17 protein-coding genes and 6 tRNA genes are annotated in these 18,972 nt (G+C 68.8%); 4 read left to right on the top strand and 19 right to left on the bottom strand.

Translation table 11 applies throughout. From position 1 onward, the window contains the following. Window positions 1–4: 4 nt before the first annotated feature. From OOT46_RS21575 to OOT46_RS21495, 17 genes are all read right to left on the bottom strand, one after another. Complete coding sequence (locus tag OOT46_RS21575; protein ID WP_265405692.1) at window positions 5–925, bottom strand: acyl-CoA desaturase; 921 nt, start codon at window positions 923–925, stop codon at window positions 5–7. Next, on the bottom strand, window positions 918–2,996 hold the full coding sequence (locus OOT46_RS21570) for an FAD-dependent oxidoreductase (protein WP_265405691.1): 2,079 nt from the start codon (window positions 2,994–2,996) through the stop codon (window positions 918–920). The genes OOT46_RS21575 and OOT46_RS21570 overlap by 8 nt, the downstream gene beginning before the upstream one ends. Beyond that, window positions 2,989–3,774 (bottom strand): 3-oxoacyl-ACP reductase FabG, encoded by a 786-nt coding sequence (gene fabG, locus OOT46_RS21565; protein WP_265405690.1) that lies wholly within the window; start codon window positions 3,772–3,774, stop codon window positions 2,989–2,991. The genes OOT46_RS21570 and fabG overlap by 8 nt, the downstream gene beginning before the upstream one ends. Before the next feature lie 4 nt (window positions 3,775–3,778). After that, the gene (locus OOT46_RS21560) at window positions 3,779–4,975 is read right to left on the bottom strand and encodes a beta-ketoacyl synthase N-terminal-like domain-containing protein (protein WP_265405689.1); all 1,197 of its coding nucleotides are present in this window, start codon (window positions 4,973–4,975) and stop codon (window positions 3,779–3,781) included. A 1-nt stretch (window position 4,976) separates the two neighbouring features. Continuing rightward, window positions 4,977–6,218, bottom strand: coding sequence for a beta-ketoacyl-[acyl-carrier-protein] synthase family protein (locus OOT46_RS21555; protein ID WP_265405688.1), 1,242 nt, complete (start codon window positions 6,216–6,218; stop codon window positions 4,977–4,979). Window positions 6,219–6,282: 64 nt separating this feature from the next. Continuing rightward, window positions 6,283–6,765, bottom strand: a complete 483-nt coding sequence (locus tag OOT46_RS21550; protein ID WP_265405687.1) for a 3-hydroxyacyl-ACP dehydratase FabZ family protein — start codon at window positions 6,763–6,765, stop codon at window positions 6,283–6,285. After that, window positions 6,762–7,079, bottom strand: coding sequence for a phosphopantetheine-binding protein (locus OOT46_RS21545; RefSeq protein WP_265405686.1), 318 nt, complete (start codon window positions 7,077–7,079; stop codon window positions 6,762–6,764). Before OOT46_RS21545 ends, OOT46_RS21550 begins: the two co-directional genes overlap by 4 nt. A 117-nt stretch (window positions 7,080–7,196) precedes the next feature. Continuing rightward, the gene (locus OOT46_RS21540; protein WP_265405685.1) at window positions 7,197–8,339 is read right to left on the bottom strand and encodes an SDR family oxidoreductase; all 1,143 of its coding nucleotides are present in this window, start codon (window positions 8,337–8,339) and stop codon (window positions 7,197–7,199) included. A gap of 218 nt (window positions 8,340–8,557) precedes the next feature. After that, window positions 8,558–8,647, bottom strand: a tRNA-Ser gene (locus OOT46_RS21535). A gap of 22 nt (window positions 8,648–8,669) precedes the next feature. Beyond that, a tRNA-Leu gene (locus OOT46_RS21530) sits at window positions 8,670–8,754 on the bottom strand. A 27-nt stretch (window positions 8,755–8,781) separates the two neighbouring features. Further along, window positions 8,782–8,852: transfer RNA gene (locus OOT46_RS21525), tRNA-His, on the bottom strand. A 51-nt stretch (window positions 8,853–8,903) separates the two neighbouring features. Continuing rightward, window positions 8,904–8,979: transfer RNA gene (locus OOT46_RS21520), tRNA-Pro, on the bottom strand. A 42-nt stretch (window positions 8,980–9,021) separates the two neighbouring features. Beyond that, a tRNA-Asp gene (locus tag OOT46_RS21515) sits at window positions 9,022–9,097 on the bottom strand. Window positions 9,098–9,280: 183 nt separating this feature from the next. Then, window positions 9,281–9,353 (bottom strand) — tRNA-Gly (locus tag OOT46_RS21510). 231 nt (window positions 9,354–9,584) lie between these two features. Beyond that, window positions 9,585–9,779: a hypothetical protein gene (locus tag OOT46_RS21505; RefSeq protein WP_265405684.1), complete on the bottom strand. Its 195-nt coding sequence runs from the start codon at window positions 9,777–9,779 to the stop codon at window positions 9,585–9,587. Between the two features lie 198 nt (window positions 9,780–9,977). After that, entirely contained in the window at window positions 9,978–12,179 is a 2,202-nt protein-coding gene (locus OOT46_RS21500) for a TonB-dependent receptor (RefSeq protein WP_265405683.1), read from the bottom strand. 440 nt (window positions 12,180–12,619) lie between these two features. Beyond that, window positions 12,620–13,495, bottom strand: coding sequence for a LysR family transcriptional regulator (locus tag OOT46_RS21495; protein WP_265405682.1), 876 nt, complete (start codon window positions 13,493–13,495; stop codon window positions 12,620–12,622). Window positions 13,496–13,590: 95 nt separating this feature from the next. On the opposite strand from OOT46_RS21495, the gene OOT46_RS21490 reads away from it, so the two are divergent. The 4 genes from OOT46_RS21490 to OOT46_RS21475 all read left to right on the top strand — a co-directional run bounded on the left by OOT46_RS21490 (window position 13,591) and on the right by OOT46_RS21475 (window position 17,354). Further along, window positions 13,591–14,604, top strand: coding sequence for an NAD(P)H-binding protein (locus OOT46_RS21490; RefSeq protein ID WP_265405681.1), 1,014 nt, complete (start codon window positions 13,591–13,593; stop codon window positions 14,602–14,604). Window positions 14,605–14,701: 97 nt separating this feature from the next. Further along, window positions 14,702–15,292 carry a helix-turn-helix domain-containing protein gene (locus OOT46_RS21485; RefSeq protein ID WP_265405680.1) on the top strand — a complete coding sequence of 197 codons (591 nt, stop codon included), beginning with the start codon at window positions 14,702–14,704 and terminating at the stop codon, window positions 15,290–15,292. Further along, window positions 15,292–15,822, top strand: a complete 531-nt coding sequence (locus OOT46_RS21480) for a GNAT family N-acetyltransferase (RefSeq protein WP_416136238.1) — start codon at window positions 15,292–15,294, stop codon at window positions 15,820–15,822. The genes OOT46_RS21485 and OOT46_RS21480 overlap by 1 nt, the downstream gene beginning before the upstream one ends. 569 nt (window positions 15,823–16,391) lie before the next feature. Beyond that, window positions 16,392–17,354 carry a GlxA family transcriptional regulator gene (locus OOT46_RS21475; protein ID WP_265405678.1) on the top strand — a complete coding sequence of 321 codons (963 nt, stop codon included), beginning with the start codon at window positions 16,392–16,394 and terminating at the stop codon, window positions 17,352–17,354. 26 nt (window positions 17,355–17,380) lie between these two features. On the opposite strand, the gene OOT46_RS21470 is transcribed toward OOT46_RS21475, so the two are convergent. Both OOT46_RS21470 and OOT46_RS21465 read right to left on the bottom strand, forming a co-directional pair. Beyond that, window positions 17,381–18,418, bottom strand: a complete 1,038-nt coding sequence (locus OOT46_RS21470; protein WP_265405677.1) for an FAD:protein FMN transferase — start codon at window positions 18,416–18,418, stop codon at window positions 17,381–17,383. 18 nt (window positions 18,419–18,436) lie between these two features. Beyond that, on the bottom strand, window positions 18,437–18,832 hold the full coding sequence (locus OOT46_RS21465; RefSeq protein WP_265405676.1) for a c-type cytochrome: 396 nt from the start codon (window positions 18,830–18,832) through the stop codon (window positions 18,437–18,439). Window positions 18,833–18,972: the final 140 nt, after the last annotated feature.

Here is an 18,972-nt window from a genome sequence, read left to right as displayed (position 1 = left end):
CTCCTCAAGATCGGTCGGTGCCGATGCGGCCGGTGCGGCCGTAGTCGAGCGCCCGTTGTGGCACGTTGATCGAGTGCACCAGGCCCAGGCGCTTGAACAGCAGGATGGCGCCGTAGCTGATGTCCCACTCGCCGGGCCGCAGACCCAGCCGTGCCGAGCTGGGAAAGTGGTGGTGGTTGTTATGGAAGCCGCCGCCGGTGGAGATCAGGCCCAGCCAGCGGTGGTTGAGCGAGGCGTCCTTGCAGGGCAGGGGCTGGTAGGACCCCGGCAGCCGCGGCACGCCGTGGGCCAGCGTGGCCTGGGCGGAGATGATCTGCTGGCACAGCGTGACCGGCATGGCATAGAGCCAAACCCAGGTCTGCAGGCCCGAGCTGCCCACCCAGCCCGCGGCGCCCAGGCCCCAGGCCAGACCCGCATAGGCGGCGCTGACCAGATAGGGGAACTGGCCGATGAAGCGCAGCTCGGGATAGGCCAGCAGGTCCTTGACGAGGCGGTAGTCCGGCTCGGCATTGCGCGGGTGCACAGCCCAGCGCAGGTAGGCATGCAGGAAGCCGCCGCCCGCGCGGCGCAGGGGCGTGTGCGGGTCCAGGGGCGTGTCCGAATGGCGGTGGTGCAGGCGGTGCATGCTGGCCCACCACAGGATGCCGCGCTCGAAGGAGGCCGAGGCCCACAGCGCGATCACGCACTGGAAGCCGCGCCCGACGCGGAAGCTGCGGTGCGAGAAGTAGCGGTGGTGGCCCATCTCCACGCCGATCACCAGCACCATGCCCAGCACCAGGGCTGCCAGCAGCAGCCCCAGCTGGAAGGGGACGAGGAAGACCCCCAGCCACAGGAACTGGTGCAGGTGCAGGGCGGCCACGGTCAGCGCGCGGCGCAGGCGGGGCCATGGCAGGCGCCACAGGCCCTGCGGCAGGGTCTCATCCATGCGCGGCGTTCCCGAAGGCCATCGCGAACTCGTAGGCGGAGGCGATGACCGAGCTGATGTTGGTCACTGCCCGCTCGTCGGCCTCCAGCGCCGTCGAGCCGATCACGCTGTGCGGCACCTCGCGCTCGACCAGGGCCTGCACCAGCTCGCTGCGCGGCTGGTGGCCGGCGGCCAGGATCACGGTGCGGGCCGGCAGCAGCTCGACGGCTTGGGTCTTCTTGTCCAGGATGCGCACGCCCTCGGCGGTGATCTCCTGGATCTCCAGCCGGTTGCGCATCACGACGCCCAGACGCTGCAGGTCCTTGATCTGGATCCAGCGCGTGGTGCGGCCCAGGCGCATGGCGAACTTGCGGCTGCTGCGCTGCACCAGGGTCACCGGCGCGGCACTGGACGCCTCGGGGGCGGCGAAGGCCTGCAGGCTCCCGGGCTCGGCCCGGCTGCTCAGGTACTGCCAGGCCTCGTGCTCGCGCTCGTCGTGGCGCTTCTTGACGTACTTGGCCATGTCGCAGGCCACGCCGCCGCCGCCGATGATGACCACCGGCGGCAGCACCGGCAGCTGCTGGGCCAGCACATCGCTGTACTGGCGCACATGAGGCAGGTCGGTGCCCGGCAGGTCCTGGGGCAGGCGCGGCGCGCAGCCGGTGGCCACCACCACGTGGCCGAAGCGCTGGGCGTCGGCGGGCTGGAAGGCGCGTCCCAGCAGCACCTCCACGCCCTCGCGCCGCAGTGCCTGGCCGTAGTAGCGCACGGTGCCGGCGAACTCGCGCTTGTCCGGGATCTCGCCCGCCATCAGCAGCTGGCCGCCCAGGGCCTGCGAGGACTCGAACAGGGTCACGCGCGCCCCGCGGCGGCGCAGGAACAGCGCGGCCGCCATGCCCCCGATGCCGCCGCCCACCACGGCCACGTCCACCGCCTGCGCCAGGGGGGCGTAGTGGCCCTCCTCCGGACGCACCGACTGCGGATTGGTGCTGCAGCCCACCGGCTGGCCCGCGAAGACGTAGTCCAGGCAGTTCTGGTTGCAGGCGATGCAGGGGTTGATGCCGTCGAAGTCGTTGCGCAGGGCCTTGTCCATGAAGGCCGCATCCGCCAGGAAGGGGCGTGCCATGGCCACCATGTCGGCGCTGCCGTCCAGCAGCAGGGACTCGGCCACGCGCGGGTCGTTGATGCGGTTGCTGGCGCACAGCTTCAGCGCCGGGAAGCGCTGGCGCACCAGACGCGTGGCGGTGGCGAAGGCGGCCCGCGGCGCGGTCATCGCGATCGTGGGCACGTAGGAGTCGTGCCAGCCGATGCTGACGCTGAGCAGGTCGATGCCGTAGGGCAGCAGGGCCTCGATCAGGGCCAAGGCCTCCTCGGTGTCCAGGCCGCCCTCGAACAGGTCCATGCAGGGGATGCGGAAGATCACCGGATAGTCCGGCCCCACCCGCTCCCGCACGGCCTTGGCCACCTCGATCGCCAGGCGCATGCGGTTCTCCAGAGAGCCGCCCCAGCGGTCCTCGCGCTGGTTGGTGCCGCGCGCCAGGAACTGGTGGATCAGGAAGCCCTGCGAGTAGATCAGCTCGATGGCGTCGTAGCCCGCCTCGATGGCGCGCTGTGCGCAGTCGGCATAGGCGCCGATCAGGGTCAGGATTTCCTCCTCCTCCATCTGGCGCGGCGAGAAGATGCTGGAGGCCAGCTTCAGCGGCGAGGCCGAGACCAGGTGCCCGTGCACGGCCTCGCGGCCGAAGTGCATGATCTGCAGCGCGATGTGGCCGCCCTCGGCATGCACGGCCTCGGTCAGCAGGCGGTGCGCCGGCAGCTCGGCATCGGACTTCAGCGAGAAGCCGTCCTTGGCGAAGGCGCCGGCCACGTCGGGCGCGCAACCCGAGGTCACGATCAGGCCGGCGCCATGGCGGGCGCGCAGCCGGTAGAAATGCGCCATGCGCTCGAACTGGTCCGGAAACTCCTCCAGGTTGAGGTGGATGGAGCTCATCATGCTGCGGTTGCGCAGCTCCAGGCGGTTGATGCGGATGGGCTGGAAGAGCCGGTGCAGCAGGGGCCGCATATCGAGGGGCAAATCGCGCAGATCAGACACTGAGACCTCCATCGACCACGATCGTCTGGCCGGTGACGTAGCTGGATGCGGGGGAGCACAGGAAGCGGATGACCGAGGCCACCTCCTTGGGCTTGCCGGCGCGGCGCAGGGCGGCCTGCTGTTTCAGGGCCTCGTCGAGCATGGCCTGGCCGCGCTCGCTGCTCTTGACGCTCTCCAGCATGTCGGTCTCGATGAAGCCCGGCGCCACCGCGTTGACGCGCACGCCGTAGCGGCCCATCTCGCGGGCCAGGCCGCGGGTCATGGCCATCAGGCCGGCCTTGGAGGCCGCGTAGTTGATCTGCCCTGGCTGGGCGCGCAGGCCGCTGACCGACGCCACATTGACGATGCTGCCGGCTTTGCGCACCGACATGGTCGACAGCGCTGCCCGCGTGCAGTGGAAGGCGCCGTCCAGGTTGGTGGACAGCACCGAGCGCCACTGCTCCAGGGTCATCATTGCGGCCATGTTGTCCGCCACGATGCCGGCGTTGTTCACCAGAGTGTGGACCCAGTGGCCGTCGGCACGGATCTGCTCGAACATGGCCTGCACGGCGGCCGGGTCCTCGACCGCGCCCTGCAGCGGACGGGCGCGTCCGCCCGCCTGCTCCACCAGCGCGCAGGTGGCGTCGGCCGCGGCACGGTCGCGCGCATAGTTGACGTAGATGACCTGCCCCAGGTCGGCGAGCGCCACGCAGGCCGCCCGGCCGATGCCGCGGCTGCCGCCGGTCACCAGGACCGCGCGCTCCGCCGGGGCGGCGGGAGTGGATGCTGAATTCGTCATGGCTTCAGGCCTCCGAGGGGGGGCGCCGCAGGGACAGCATGCTGTAGTGCAGGGTTTCGTTCATCGCGCTGACCACAGCCAGGTCGCCGTGCAGGGGCCGGGCGCTCGCGGCACGCTGCACCGAGGCGTCGGCCGAGGGGGCCAGCGAATGCAGGGGCAGCGACTCGCGCTGGCCCAGCAGGTTCGCGGCCAGGGCCAGCTGCAGGGCCGAGGCCCAGGCATCGCCCTCGCCCACCAGCGCCCGCGGCGCCATCACGGCGGCCTGCGGATGGCGCTGGCACCAGGCCGGCAGCGCTGCGCTCTCGGCCCGCTCATGCGCGCGGGTCGCGCCGCCGGAGGACAGCGCGAGCACCCGCGGCTCCTGCCCGGCCGACAGGGCCTGCCAGCGCTCGGCCAGGACCTCGGCCGCGTTCTCGTCATCACCGACCCGGCCGGCGCACCAGCCCTCGATCTCGGCATGGATGCGCGCGCCACGGGCCCGCGCCGAGCTGAGCGACTCCAGCATCAGCATGCAGGCACCCTCGGAGGGCACCAGCAGGCCCGGGTCCGTGCCGAAGAAGGCGGGATGCCGCGCCTGCAGGTGGGCGCGCTGGTGCTGGCTGAAGTGGTACAGCGCGAAGCGTGACAGGGCCTCGAAGCCGCCCACCAGGGCATGCGTGGCACGGCCGGTGCGGATGTAGCGCGCGGCCCGGGTGGCCGCCTCCAGCGAGGACAGCGGCCCGGAGGCCAGCACCGTGCTGGGACCCTGCAGGCCGAAGCGGATGGCCACCTGGCCGCAGGCGATGTTGCGCGCGATCCTGGGGAAGTCGGCCGCGTTGAGCTGCTCGCGCGGCTCGTTGAGCTGCGGGCGCAGGAACTGGTAGCAGGAGGGCAGCTCGGCGCGCGCCGTGCCCAGGAAGGTGCAGGCCTCGCGCAGCAGGGCCTCCTGCCCGTGCAGGCCGGCGTCCTCGATGGCCAGGCCGGCGGCCGAGGAGGCCAGCAGCATGGCGCGGTCCGCCAGGCGCATCTGGCGCTCGGTGAAGTAGCGCCGCGCCTGCAGGTCCGACACCTGGGCCACGAGGGCCTCGTCATGCGGCCGGGCCACATTGGCCGGCCAGGCGCTGAAGCTGGTGCCCTGCACCCGCTCGGCATCGAGCAGGGGGGCCAGGCCGACCCCATGAGGGCCGACGACGCCGAGCCCGGTGATCACCACGCGTTCCATCTCAATGTCCTCCTGCGCTTGCTGCCTGCTGCGAGGCGTCCCAACGGCTCATCACCACGCAGGAGCAGGCGCCCCCGAAGCCGAAGGATTGGGAGATGCCGTGCGCCAGCGTCGCTGGCCGGGGCTGGCCCCAGACCAGGTCGAAGCCCAGGGCCTCCTCGTTGCCCTGCGTGAAGGCGGTCGGCGTGACGATCTGCTTCTGCAGGGTCAGCACGGTGCAGATGGCCTCCATGATCCCGGCCGCTCCCATGCAGTGCCCGATCAGCGGCTTGATGCTGTTGGCCAGGATGCGCGAGGCATGCGCGCCGAAGGCATGCGTGATGGCCTGCATCTCGGACTGGTCGTTGTGGCGCGTGGCCGTGCCATGGGTGTTGATGTAGTCGACCAGCCCGGCGTCCAGCTGCGCGTCTGCCAGCGCGCGGCTGATGGCCAGGGCTTCGCCGCGGCCGTCGTCCGAGGTGGCCGTCAGGTGGTAGGCGGTGTTGCTGAGGCCGTAGCCTCGCAGCTCCACCAGCGGCCGTGCGCCGCGTGCCAGGGCGGACTGCAGGCTTTCCAGCACCAGCATGCCGCCGCCCTCGCCGATGGCGAAGCCATCCCGCGAGGCATCGAATGGGCGCGGCCGGTTCTGGGTGATGGAGAACAGGGCATTGAAGCCCGCGTGGATCAGCTCCGTCAGGGTGTCGCCGCCGCCGGCCAGCGCGATGTCGCACTCGCCCTGGCGGATCAGGTCGGCTGCATAGCCAATGGCATCGGTGGTCGAGGCACAGGCGGTCGAGACCATGCTGGTCGGCCCCGTGAGGTTGTACTTCTCGCTGAGGCGCAGCAGCTGGTGGTTGACCAGGGACACGTCGGTGGCGCGGTCGGCCGGCCAGTCCTCTTGGCGGTGGTAGCTCGTGGCCACGTCGATGAGGTTCTCGATGCCGGCGCACAGCGAGCCCAGCACGCAGGCCACGCGGTCGCGGCTGGCGAAGCGGGGACCGAAGCCCGCCATGCGCAGGGCCTCCTCGGCGGCCCGCATCACGAAGGCCGTGGCCCGGTCGCCCTCGGACTTGCACAGGGACTCCGCCAGCGCGGGCGGGACCTCCGCGCCCAGCACGCTGCGGTAGCCGCCATGGCTGAGCCGCTCGACGGGCTGGATGCGGCTCTGCGCCGCCAGCAAGCCGTCCCAGAAAGTGTCCACCCCTTCGCCGAAGGGCGAGACCACACCCATGCCCGTCACGACGACGCGGCGCTTGTGACTCATATGCCTACTCCCAGTTTGTCCTGATAAAGCCGACGGGCCTGTCCGCCGGGCACCCGGGCGCGGCTCAGCCCGGCCCGGTGCGGACCGCGATCAGCAGGTCGATGGTGAGGACCTTGCCGTCCCCTGCGTCGCCGCCCTCCGGCGTGGTGGCCGCGCCAAAGGCATGCCCCCGCACCGAGAAGAAGCGATCGCCCGCGGCCGTGACCTGCAGCTCGTAGCGCACGCGCTCCTGCGGCATCACCAGCCGGTGCACCAGCGCCTTGCGGACCGAGGCCAGCACGCCCAGGCCCTGCTGGCCCGCATGGGTGCGCGCGATCCAGACGCCGCCCAGCTGCGCCGCCGCCTCGATGAGGAAGACGCCCGGCACGATGGCCTGGCCGGGGAAGTGCCCCTGCAGCACCGGGTGCTCGGCGGACCAGCAGGCCTCGCCGCGGATGCTGGCACCCTCCACGGCCGCCTGCTGCACGAACAGGGCGGCGCCCCGGTGCGGCAGGCAGTCCTCCAGCGGCAGGTCCAGCGCCGCGCAGGGGCTGGCCGGGTTGCTCACAGCGCGTCGTCCGCGGCGGCCTGGGCGATGGTGCTGACGTCCACCTCCAGGATGCGCTGCACGCCCACGTCGCCGAACTGCTGCTCGATGTACTGGGCCAGGCGGCGGATGGAGTTGCTGACCTTGGGGTTGAAGTCGCTGGGGATAGGCTGGCCGATGATCTCGTGCATCGTGGCCACGGCGTCGAAGGCCTCGATGGAGTCCAGGCCGATCTGCTGGACCAGCTCGGCGTCCGCGGCCAGGGCCACGTCGTCTTCGATCAGCAGGATGTGGCGCAGGATGGCGGTCAGCTTGGTCTCGAGTGCGGTGTTCATGGGGGTTCCTCTGTGTGTCGGTGGACGGTAACGGAAGGGGCAGGGGCGATGCACCACCTCAGGCTGGCCCGGATGCGAGGCGTCAGGAGTGAAGTCGGCGGTCGGCCGGGCTGAGGCTCAGCCTGCCGGCAGCGCCTGGCGGTGCCGCTGCGCCAGGGCGTAGCGGGTGGTCCGGCGGATGGTCTCGGCCATGTCCGGCAGCGCGACGCCGGCGGCGGCGAGCAGGGATTGCGTGGCGGCGACGTCGAAGTCGCGCTCGTAGTCCAGGTAGGGCGCGTAGCTGCGCAGCAGCAGCTTCTGCGGGCTGAACTCGAAGGCCTTGCGTTCCGCGGGGCTGAGCTGCGCATCGAGCTCGTCGGCCCGCAACACGCGCGGCAAACCCACGCGCGCCTTCAGCTCGGGCATGTCGCTCATCAGCTCCAGCACCAGGTCAACGACGGAGGCCACCGGCAGGCTGGCCTGCAGGCCCGCGGCAAGGTGGTAGGTGCGGCCGACGGCATCGGGCCGCTGCATCAGGTGCAGCATGCCCCGCGCGACATAGTCCACCGGGATCATGTCCGGCCGGGCCTCGCGGTCGGCGACCAGCACATTGGAGCGGCCGCGCACGGCCAGGCCGACGAACTCGTAGAAGCCGAAGTACTTGTGGACCTCGCCGCTTTGAGCATCACCTATTATTTGACTCGGTCGGACGATAGTGATTGGCAGCTCTGAGACCGAGTCCCGAAGCAACTTCTCGGACTCTGCCTTGGTGCGCTCATAGTGGTTCCAAAACTCAGCGTTGGGATCCAGAGCATCTTCTCTGAGCAGCCCGCGTCCCTTGCCACAGACATAGGCTGTAGATACGTGGCAGACACGGAAATCTGGTGCGTCACGCTTCAGGCAGGCGCGCGCGAAGTCGATGACATTCCGAGTACCAGTAACGTTGAGGGCGCGCGCCTCATCCAAGGATGAGAGGAAATCAACGCTAGCCGCCATATGGACCACTCGGCCAATGCGCCCAACAAGGTGATCCCAGACGGGCTGCTCAATACCCAGCCCTGGCTCTGTGACGTCTCCCTTGACGAGTTGAATGCGGCTCTGAGCGTCCAGACGCGCGCGCTCATCAGGGAAAAGCCGACCTAGCGCCTCGCTCGCAAGAGGAGATCGCTCAGGGTTTCGCACCAAGCAATAAACCCGAGCCTCTGGCGACGATTCCAGCAAGATTCGGACGAACGAAAGCCCCAATGAGCCCGTTGCCCCGGTCAAGAAATAGTCTGACACCCCTCCACCTCCGAAACTTTTATTTTTATAGTCCCAACTTTATCACGAAAGGATCGTTGAGCAATTGACTTAGACGCCGGACAAAGCCGTGTTCATCCAGCTCGGGCAATCCTAGCATCAAGTGCCCGATGCCGCGACACGGCTGAAGCTCCGACGCAGTTCACCTCACGGTGCTCGTTGATCAGCGGTTCCCTGGACGAACGAGACAAAGTTGAGCTTGGCGGAGAGCACAGGATTCGAACCTGTGCGGCGCTTTCACACCGGCTTTGGCTTAGCAAGCCAACCCCTTGCCGCTCGGGCAGCTCTCCGGGAGATCGCCTGGATTGAAGATGGTCCCCTCGGCCCGGGTTGAACGGGCATGCCTTGCGGCGACGGTTTCTAAGACCGCTGCGTCTGCCATTTCCGCCACGAGGGGGTGTCCGGTTGAATCGATGCGCTCAGGGGTGACCGGTCGGAGTCGAACCGACGTCAGCGGGACCACAACCCGCGGCTCTGCCGTTGAGCTACGGCCACACCTCAGCGCACCTTGTGATGTTCGGGACGCGTGCTGCGTCCCGAAACGACTGGTCTCGGTGGTCCGACTCGAACGGACGACCCCATGCTCCCAAAGCACGTGCGCTACCTGCTGCGCCACACCGAGCGGTTGTTAAAAATGGTCCTCGCGGGTACCGTGGCAATGAACTGGCGCCTCGTGCGGGAGTTGAACCCGCGGCTTCCGGCTAGACAGGCCGGCACTCTGGCCACTGAGTTAACGAGGCGTGATGGAGCTCGAACGTCCTGCTCTCTCATTGCGGTTGTGCTCTAACGCGAGCGCGGTATTCCGCTCAGCGCTCTCGCTGCACGATGCGGGCGTCCCCGCAGCGCACATCCCGGCCGCTCCAACGCTGATGGAGCACATGCTTGGCCCTTGTGCCAAAGCACACCCGCAATGAGATGTCTAAAGCGGATACCCGGAGTTGAACCGGGGGCCTCGACCATGGCGTGGTCGCGCTCTGCCAGCTGAGCTATATCCGCTTGAATGCGAGCCCGCCATGCACCCAGTTTTGCGTGCAGACGATCTCGCGGCAAGCTGTTAAAGAGCGTTCCGAGACACCGAGCGTTTCGGCGTGCCCCGCTGGGGCACGTGGTGACCGGTTGCCTGCCGGTCGGTGGCCGGCCCGGGGGCCGGCGGCAACCAAAACAAAAAGGCCCGGATCCTTTGCGGAATCCGGGCCTCGACCTGTGATCGAGTGGGAGGGGGCGCGTCTAAAAAACGCCCCCCTCGCCCGGATGCATCCAATCCTCCTGACCGAGCGACACGAACGGTCGCAGGCTTTCGATGGAATGCCGGTAGTTCATCGCGACGACGGCCTGAGACTCATGCCCCAAGGCGAGCCGCACGAACGCACACTGGCCCAGCAGGGGCAGCGAGCGCTTGGCGATAGGGCCTTGGGTTTTCACGATGAACTCTTGAATGGATGTTGGGTTGAAACAGACACTGCAACGTCTTCTGCAGCGAATGAGCGAACTGTAAAGACTCTTCACTCCAGCGTCAAGCGGGGAAGATCAAGTTTCTTCTGGCGAGCGTTTCATGCGCGCCACAGGCGGTGTCGGGCGGCACCCCGGCCAGTGCCGGCATGCCGCCCAGCCGCCTGCCGGTCAGAAGTCGACGCTCGCGCTCAGGGAGAAGGTGCGCGGCGCTCCGACCACCAGGTAGCCGGCCTCGGGATAGCCGCCGACCGACGCCCAGTACGAGCGGTCCGTCAGGTTGTCGATGCGCGCGCGCAGCGTGACAAGCTTGCCTTGCACGTCCGTCATGTAGCGCGCCCCGACGTCCAGCCGCGTCCAGCCCGGCACCCGCAAGGTGTTGTCGGACTTGGCGTAGCTGGCGCCGGTGTGCACCACGCGGCCGTCGACGGCCAGGCCGGTGATGCCCGCCACGTCCCACTCGGCGCCGAGGTTGGCCTGGAACTTCGGCACGCCGATCACGCGCTTGCCTTCCGTGTCGGCCACACCGGTGGTCCTTTGTTTGGCATCCAGCCACGTCATGCCACCCAGCAGGCGCAGGCGGCTGCTTGCCTTGCCGTACACGGTGACTTCGACGCCTCGGTGGCGGTCCTCGCCTTCGGCGGTGAAGACGCCGTCGGCGTTGGTCAGCGAGCGCGGCTTGCTGGTGGAGAACAGCGCCAGCCCGCCGCCGAGACGGCCGCTGTCGTACTTGAGCCCCAGCTCCTTCTGCTTCGATACATAGGGCGACAGCACCTTCGGCTGGTCAGTGGGGTCGTCGTCATTGTTGGGTTCGGTATCGCCCTGCGTCAGCCCTTCGATGTAGTTTCCATAAAACGACAACTGCTTGCTGGCCTTGTAGACGAGGCCGGCCATCGGGCTGGTGCGGCTCTTCCGATAGCGGTCGCTCTCGGCGCCGGTGTCGTAGGCGTAGTTGGTGATGTCCAGCTTCTGGTGGCGTAGTCCCAGCGTCAGCAGCACGCGGTCATCGGCGAAGGCCAGCGTGTCGCCGACCGCGACGCTCGTCAAACGCGTGCGCAGGGTGAGGGCGGGAGCGTGCAGGTCGTTGCCGGTGACAGTCCCTGCAGTGAAGTCCGGCCTTGCCCATGCCCTGGGCGTGTACAGGTTGGTCGCCAGGATGTTGCCGCCGCCCCACACAAACGCGTTTTTCTGTTCTCCCTCGAAGTACGACGCCGACACCACCCACTCGTGCCCCACCGGCCCGGTGCGCAGCTTGCCGCGCACGCCGATTTCTCCGGTGTCCACCTTGTCCTCGCGCGTGTTGTCAAAGCGGTAGGTGGTGGCCGCGCCGGTGCGGCCGTCGCTGACGTCAAGGTTGGCCAGCGAGTTCGCCTCGTCGCTGCGGCGCAGGCCATAGGCGCCCCAGGCGGTCACGCTCGAGCTGAGGTCGACCTCGCCGCGCAGCGTGCCGAACAGGTCGCGTTCGTTCGAATACGACCACGGCTGCGCGAAGTTGGACGAGCCGTCCGGCGCGTCCGGCACCTCGGTGACGGCGTTGGTCAGCGTCACGTTCGGCCGGGTGCGCTTCAGCTTGTTGTCCTGCCAGCCGAGGTCGGCCGACAGCCGGACGTCGCTGCTGCGCCAGTCCAGCCCGAGCGCCAGCAGCGCCAGCTTGGCCTTCTCGTCCTCGACGGCGCTGCCGCCGTCGCGCAGCGCGGCGTTGAAGCGCACGCCGGTGCTCTGGTCTGGGCCGAAACGGCGGGCGATGTCGGTGCTGACGTTGACCTGCGACCCGCTGCCGGCTGTCACGGTGGCGCGCGTGAGCGGTTCGTTGGGGGCGCGCTTCGGCACGAGGTTGATCGCGCCGCCGATGCCGCCGTCGTTCGGGTTCGCCCCGTTCAGAAAGGTCGACGCGCCGCGCAGCACTTCCACGCGCTCGAACAGCTCGGTCGCGATGTACTGCCGCGGCAGCAGGCTGTACAAGCCGTTGAAGGCGACATCGTCCGAGCCGAGGAGGAAGCCGCGGATGAAGTAGGACTCCTGGAAGTTGCCGAAACCGCGCGCCGTGCGCACCGTCGGGTCGTTCTGCAGCACGTCGCCGACGCTCTTGGCGTGGCGGTCCTGGATCAGCTCGTTGGTGTAGCTGACGATGCTGAAGGGCGTGTCCATCTGGTCGCGGCTGCCGAGGATGCCGGCACGACCGCCGCGCGCGACCTGGCCGCCCGGATAGGCCGGGGACAGCCCCTCGGCCGACGCGTCGGCGCTGGCCCGGACGGTCACGCTGGGCAGGGCCGTGACGGGGGTCTCGGCGGCAGGGGTGCTGGTCTGCCCTTTGGCGGCCAGGGCAACGCACAGCAGGGCGGCGGCCAGGGCCACCGGCGTCAAAGCTCTCATCATCATCTCCGGGGAAGATCGGGAAAGGGGTGGCAGGCAGGTGCCGGCTTGCCTTGCCTTATGTTGCAAATGCGAACTATTCGCATTCTATGTGAAGTGCGGTGTTTTGCGCTCGCCTCGACAACGGTTCACCGCCCGAGTCGGACGGATGCAACGTCGCCCGGCGGGGAGCAGGCTCCTGGCCGACGATGTGAGGAGCGCCGGAAAGAAAAAATTTAGTTTTTTGACTAGAGTTCAGAAAAACTTCGAGGCGGGAAGAAAAACATGGCAGCGCTGGGCTATGAATACCTGAGGCAGGCGCTCGCGCTAAGTGCATTCACTGGGATGCGACCAAGTGCGTCGAGTTCGGGTACCAGATGCCGGAGCAGGCCCTCGAAGTCGAGTTGCGTCAGGAGACCGACTTTCTGGTGCGCTATGACGCCATCGCTCCAGCGCGACCCTCACTGCAAGCCCTCCACCAGCGCATCGAAGCTCACCCGGCAACGCGGACTGCTGCGCAGGTCCTGGTGCATCGTGATCCAGGTGTCCAGCTTGAGCGCCACCTGTTTGGGCAGCACGCGGACCAGGGCCGGGTCACGTTTCGCCAGCTTCACCTGGCACACCCCGATGCCGGCTCCCGCGCGCAGCAGGGCCAGCTGGGCCGCGTCGCTGTCCGCCCTCAGTGCAAACGCCTCCCGGCGCCACATCGGAAAAGCCTTGCCGGCCGAGCGCAGGAAGGGCGTCTCCTGGTCGAAACCGATGAGTGAATGCCGGGCCAGCTCGGTGGGGCTTTTCGGCGTGCCGCGGCGGTCCAGATAGTCCCGATGGGCATGAAGGCCCAGCTCGACCGCGCCGACACGGCGGGCGATGAGCAGGTCCTGCTTCGGTGCTGTCATGCGCACGGCGATGTCGGCCTCGCGCCGGAGCAGGTCCTGCACGCGGTTCGTCACCACGAGCTCGATCCTGAGCTCCGGGTGTTGTTGGTGCAGCCGCGCGACGATGGGCGGCAGCACCTCGATCCCCATCACCTCGCTGGCAGAGATCCGCACCGTGCCTTTCACCCCGTCGCCCTGGCTGTCCGCGGCCCGCTTGAGGGCGGCTGCCGTGCTGTGCATGGCTTCGGCATGGGCGCGCAAGGCCAGCGCCGCTTCGGTGGGCGTGAAGCCGATCTGCGAGCGCGTGAAGAGCGTGAGTCCCAGCGACTTTTCCAGTGCGGACACGTGGCGCCCGACGGTCGGCTGGGCCACCCCGATGGAGCGCGCTGCGCCGGACAGGGAGCCCTCGTGCAGCACCGCGAGGAAGGAGCGATAGAGCTCCCAGCTGATCTCTTTGCTCATGCAAAAGTGTATGGCAGCGGGAGCATGTTCGGTAATTCCATTGCAGCCCGCCGCCACCCAGAATTTCTTCATCGCAACTCGATCTGGAGATCGACATGTCCGTCAGCCTTGTGGCCCTGGTGCTCGGCGCGACCGGGGGTATTGGTGGAGAAGTGGCCCGGCAACTGCGCGACGCCGGCTACGCGGTGCGCGCGCTCAAGCGAGGTGCCGCCCACGCCGTCGAGGTGCAGGACGGCATCACCTGGCTGCGCGGCGATGCGATGAGCCGGGAAGACGTGGCCGGGGCCGCACGCGGCTGCTCGGTGATCGTGCACGCGGTCAACCCGCCGGGCTACCGCCGCTGGGCGGAACTGGTCCTGCCCATGCTCGACAACAGCATCGCTGCCGCCATCGAGGAGCGCGCCACCCTCGTGCTGCCCGGCACGGTCTACAACTATGGGCCGGATGCCTTTCCGGTGCTGAGTGAGGATGCGCCGCAGCGTCCGCCGACGCGCAAGGGTGTCATCCGCGCCGAGCTCGAGGCGCGGCTGCGGGTAGCGTCGGAACGTGGCGCGCGTGTCCTCATCGTCCGGGCCGGCGACTTCTTCGGGCCGAAGCCGGGCAACAGCTGGTTTTCACAAGGGCTGGTGAAGCCGGGCCGCCCGGTCACCACGATCCATCTTCCCGGCGAGCCCCGGGTGGGCCATCAGTGGTCCTACCTGCCCGACGTCGCGCGCACCATGGTGGCCCTGCTTGGGCGCCAGCAGGCGCTGGAGCCGTTTGCCTGCTTCCACATGGCAGGCCACTGGGACAAGGACGGGACCGAGATGGCCGAGGCCATTCGCCGCGCCGTCGCCCGGCGCGGCGGCAAGCCGCCGAAGACACGCGCCTTCCCGTGGTGGCTGGTGATGCTGGCCTCGCCCTTCGTCGCGACGCTGCGTGAACTGCTCGAAATGCGCTACCTCTGGCGCCGGTCGGTCCGCATGAGCAACGATCGCTTGCTCGCGACCCTGGGCCACGAGCCGCACACGCCGCTCGACGTCGCGGTGGAGGCGACGCTGGAAGGCCTGGGCTGCTTCGACGCGCCGCGCATCGGCGCCGCCCGACTGAACGCCCAGGAAGGGGGCTGAGGGGCGGTTTCGTCGGCGACTGTTCCGACGAGCGCGTCCGTCCTCGAAGCAAGGCGATGCCATTCCGCTGGACAAGAAATTCCAGTAAAGTGGATGCATGGACATCAACACCCGCATCGCCCGCCGTGTGCGCGAACTCCGCGACGCACAGGGTTTCTCGCTCGACGCGCTGGCCGAACGCAGCGGCGTGAGCCGGTCCAACATCTCGCTCATCGAGCGGGCCCAGAGCAGCCCCACGGCCGTGGTGCTCGACAAGCTGGCCGCCGGCCTGGGGGTCACGGTGGCCTCCCTGTTCGAGGACAGCGGGGCTCCGGCTGCCGAGCCGTCGCCGATGGCGCGCGCCGCGGAGCAGCCGGTGTGGACCGACCCTGCCTCCGGCTATATCCGGCGCAACCTGTCGCCGGCCGCGCGCTCGCCCATCCAGCTGGTCGATGTGATCTTCCCCGCCGGGAAGCGGGTCGCCCTCGACAGCGCGGCGCGCGAGGTCGAGATCCACCAGCAGGTCTGGATGATTGAAGGTGTGATGGAGATGACGGTCGGCGACACGCATTGGCGACTGGAAACCGGCGACTGCCTCACGATGCGACTGGACCGTCCCATCGTCTACCGCAACCCCACCCGTTCGCCGGCGCGCTACCTCGTGGCGCTGGCGACCCTGCCTTTGTTTGTCAACAGCCGGAGGAACTGATGCTCGTGGAGGATGTAAGGATGCGAAGAGTCGGCCCCAACGAAGCCGCTGCCTGTGTCGAGGCGCTGGCGGACCTGCTGATCGACTGCGTGGAGGGGGGAGCCTCGGTGAGCTTCATGCTGCCGCTGCCGCGCGAGAAGGCGCTGAGCTTCTGGCGTGGTGTGGCCGAGGGCGTGGCACGGGGCGAACGGGTGCTCCTTGTCGCCGAGGACGGTGAAGGCCAGATCGTCGGTACCGTGCAGATGATCACGTCGCTGCCGGACAACCAGCCGCACCGCGCCGACGTCGCGAAGATGCTGGTGCACCGCAGGGCACGCCGCCGGGGCATTGCCGAGCGGCTCATGGCAGCGCTCGATGATGCGGCGCGCGAGGAGGGCAAGTCGGTGCTGGTGCTGGACACCGTGACCGGCGGCGACGCGGAGCGCCTGTATCAGCGGGCCGGCTGGCAGCGGGTGGGTGTGGTGCCGAAGTACGCGCTGATGCCCGACGGCGCGTTTTGCGGCACGACCTTCTTTTACAAGCACCTCTGAGCGAGGTCGGCGACGCGACTTCCCTGCTTGTCCGGCTCATTCTCGCGGCTGCCATTTGGGGATGGCCGTCATTGCACGTCCTTGTGTCGATGCTGCCAATGCTGGCGACGCTAAGCAATGTGCGTCCCCGGAGGCCCCGACTCAGAGAAGGAGGTCGAACGAAGCAGTCGGCCGGCGCGAAGGCGCGCGGCGAAAGGCCTGGAGCCGGGTGCCGCGGTGACGCGCACGACGACATCTTGCAACCGAACAAGCAGCTCCACTGAGCCTGTCCGAGGGGCCGGCAGCGCCCGGCCCCTCGCGTGCCCGCTGCCTTGTCATGGCAACCCCGGGGACATCCAGCATGAAAGCCGTCGTCTTTCGCGGCATCGGCGACACCCGTCTCGAACACGTGCGCGAGACCCGCAGGCCATGGTGAGGCGCCAGCAGCAGCGGTTCGCCCCAACAGGGCCTTGTGAACCGTCATGACTTGCTCCTTGCTGTGACACCCGAAAGTGGGCAGAGCGAAGTAGATTCGCAGCCGTGACGGACCTGTTGGCAGGATCGACATTTATGGTACGGTTCCTGCCATCATGCAAATTGACGTTCTGGCGCTGGACGGCGTCTTCGATACCGGCCTGAGCGCGGTGCTCGACGTGTTCGGCACCGCCAACGAGCTGCAGCCGGGCGAGCTGCCGCTGCGGGTCCGTGTGGTCGGGGTGAGGCGGCGCGTGCGCACCGACCGTGGCTTTGTCGTGCCGGTCGAGCCGGCCGACAGCGGCTCGCCCGACGTGCTGATCGCGCCCGCGCTGGGCAGCAAGACCCCCGAGACCCTGGGCGCGGCGCTCGATCGCCGCGATGTCCGCGACGCCGTGCAACTGCTCGCCCAGCGTGGTGCGACGGGAGCCCGTCTGGCGGCCGCGTGCACCGGCACCTTCCTGCTCGCAGCGTCCGGCGCACTCGACGGGCACAAGGCGACCACCACCTGGTGGCTGGCGCCGCTGTTCCGCCGCCTGCATCCGCAGGTCGAGCTGGACGAGTCGCGCATGCTGGTTCCTTCGGGCGCCGTCGTGACGGCGGGCGCCGCCTTCGCTCACGCGGATCTCGCGCTCTGGCTGCTGCGGCAAGCCAGTCCGGCGGCCGCTGCCCTGGTGGCCCGCTACCTGATGATCGACGCGCGACCCTCGCAAGGCCCCTACATCATTGCCGACCACCTTGCGCATGCCGACCCGCTGATCGAGCGTTTCGAGCACTGGGCACGTGGCCGCATGGCCTTGGGTTTTTCGCTGTCGGATGCTGCCCGGGCCATCGGCACCAGTGAACGCACGCTGGCGCGCCGGCTCCATCGCGTGCTGGGCAAGACCCCTCTGTCCTACTTCCAGGACCTGCGCATCGAGCGCGCCGTGCACCGCCTGCAGACCAGCCGCGACAGCGTCGACGCGATCGCGGCCGAGGTGGGGTATGCCGACGGCGTGACCTTGCGCACGCTGCTGCGGCGCAAGCTCGGGCGAGGGGTGCGCGAGATCCGCGGCCGTGGAGGGCCGGGCGCCGCGTGACCCGCCGATCCGGCGGACCCGCGAGGTCAGCCCGCCGCGACCATGCGCCCGGCGAGCCCGGGTGAGATCCAGGTCCTTCCGTCGGCCTCGACCCACAGCCCCTCCAGCCCCGCATGCCGGCGCATCCGTTCGTGCCCGGCCGCCGCGCCGCGCACCATCAGGGTCGCTCCCAGTCCGTTGACCGATTCCAGGTCGCGGGCCACCAGTGTCACCCCGCGCAGCCCTTGTGTCGGACACCCTGTGGCCGGGTCGAGGACATGGTGCAGACGCCGGCCGTCGCGCATGAAAAAACGTTCGTAGTCTCCCGAGGAGACCACAAAACCCTGGCTGACCGGCAGTATGCCGAGCAGGCGCTGCGGCGCGCGCGGATCACGCACGCCGATGCGCCACGGACGGCCGTCGAGCGGGCCGGCCACGACCACGTCGCCGCCGCCGTTGATCATCGCGCTGGCGATGCCGTGGCGCTTCAGCGTCTCCATACCGGCTTCGAGGATCGGCAGCTTGGCGATGCCACCGACGTCGATGCGCATGCCACGCGTCGCCAGAAAAGCGGTTCCGGCCTTCTCGTCCAGATGCAAGCGGCGGAAATCGACCAGCGGCAGCTGCTTGACGATGGCCTCTCGCGACGGCAGCGCCGGCTGATGGGGATCGAAGGACCAGCCTCGCACCGAGCCCACCGTGATGTCGAAGGCACCGCCGCTTCGCTGCGACTCCCGCTGCGCCATCTTCAGGACGCGCATCAGCTCCGGCGGGACCGGTACGGGCTGCAGGCCGGCGGCCAGGTTGACGGCACTGACGACGCTGGTCGGGCGCCAGTGGCTCATCATCTCCACCAGGCGTTCCATCTCGCGCCAGGCCAGCTCGACGGCGTGGCGCCGCAGTGCCGGGTCCGCTGCGGCCACGGTGATGTCGACCCGGGTGCCCATCAGCGCGCGCGAGTCGCGCAGCAGGGCGGGCCGCGCTGCCGCCGCGTCGCCGAGTCCGAGCCCGCAGACCAGCAGCGGCAGACCCGCCACCAGGCTGCGGCGACGCGTGTTCACCGGGATGTCGGATCGGGTGGACATGAGCGTCGACTCCGCGGCTCAGCGCGTGAACGCGATCATGTAGTCGACCGCGGCCTTGACCTCCTCATCGGTCAACGACGCGCTGCCGCCGCGAGCGGGCATCATGCCCTTCGCGCCGGTGAACCCTTCGATGGCGTGTTTGTACACCAGGTCCTTGCCCTGGCCGACGCGGGCGCTCCAGTCGGCCTGGTCGCCCGGCTTGGGGGCGCCGGCAACGCCGGCCGCGTGGCACATCGCGCAGACATTGCCGTAGATCTTCTTGCCCACCGCGTTCTCGGCGACCGCGGGGACCGCCGCTGCGGGGGCTGCAGTCGCAGCCGGCGCCGCCGCAGGTGCAGGCGCTTCGGATTCCTTCTGGCCGCAGGCGGCAAGCGCCGCAAGGGCAAGCACCGAGACCAGCAATCGTTTGTTCATCGTGCAACTCCAGGACTAATGGCTGGCGAAGTCTAGGAGTGCCCCTCAGCCCGTGGCATGACGTAAATCAAAAGGTGCAGAGAGGCTGCACTTTTCAGAAGAAGTTGATTGGCGTCAAGCCGCGGGAGGGCGAGATTGCC

Source organism: Aquabacterium sp. A7-Y (assembly GCF_026153205.1).
Classification (GTDB): domain Bacteria; phylum Pseudomonadota; class Gammaproteobacteria; order Burkholderiales; family Burkholderiaceae_C; genus Caldimonas.
The sequence above is the reverse complement of the archived record's forward strand: the minus strand, read 5'-3'. Positions and strand labels throughout refer to the sequence as shown.

Coding starts and splice junctions, on each gene's coding strand:
- OOT46_RS21575 (WP_265405692.1), bottom strand. CDS start 925: ATGGATGAGACCCTGCCGCAGGGCCTGTGGCGCCTGCCATGGCCCCGC.
- fabG (WP_265405690.1), bottom strand. CDS start 3,774: ATGACGAATTCAGCATCCACTCCCGCCGCCCCGGCGGAGCGCGCGGTC.
- OOT46_RS21560 (WP_265405689.1), bottom strand. CDS start 4,975: ATGGAACGCGTGGTGATCACCGGGCTCGGCGTCGTCGGCCCTCATGGG.
- OOT46_RS21555 (WP_265405688.1), bottom strand. CDS start 6,218: ATGAGTCACAAGCGCCGCGTCGTCGTGACGGGCATGGGTGTGGTCTCG.
- OOT46_RS21545 (WP_265405686.1), bottom strand. CDS start 7,079: ATGAACACCGCACTCGAGACCAAGCTGACCGCCATCCTGCGCCACATC.
- OOT46_RS21500 (WP_265405683.1), bottom strand. CDS start 12,179: ATGAGAGCTTTGACGCCGGTGGCCCTGGCCGCCGCCCTGCTGTGCGTT.
- OOT46_RS21495 (WP_265405682.1), bottom strand. CDS start 13,495: ATGAGCAAAGAGATCAGCTGGGAGCTCTATCGCTCCTTCCTCGCGGTG.
- OOT46_RS21490 (WP_265405681.1), top strand. CDS start 13,591: ATGTCCGTCAGCCTTGTGGCCCTGGTGCTCGGCGCGACCGGGGGTATT.
- OOT46_RS21485 (WP_265405680.1), top strand. CDS start 14,702: ATGGACATCAACACCCGCATCGCCCGCCGTGTGCGCGAACTCCGCGAC.
- OOT46_RS21480 (WP_416136238.1), top strand. CDS start 15,292: ATGCTCGTGGAGGATGTAAGGATGCGAAGAGTCGGCCCCAACGAAGCC.
- OOT46_RS21475 (WP_265405678.1), top strand. CDS start 16,392: ATGCAAATTGACGTTCTGGCGCTGGACGGCGTCTTCGATACCGGCCTG.
- OOT46_RS21470 (WP_265405677.1), bottom strand. CDS start 18,418: ATGTCCACCCGATCCGACATCCCGGTGAACACGCGTCGCCGCAGCCTG.
- OOT46_RS21465 (WP_265405676.1), bottom strand. CDS start 18,832: ATGAACAAACGATTGCTGGTCTCGGTGCTTGCCCTTGCGGCGCTTGCC.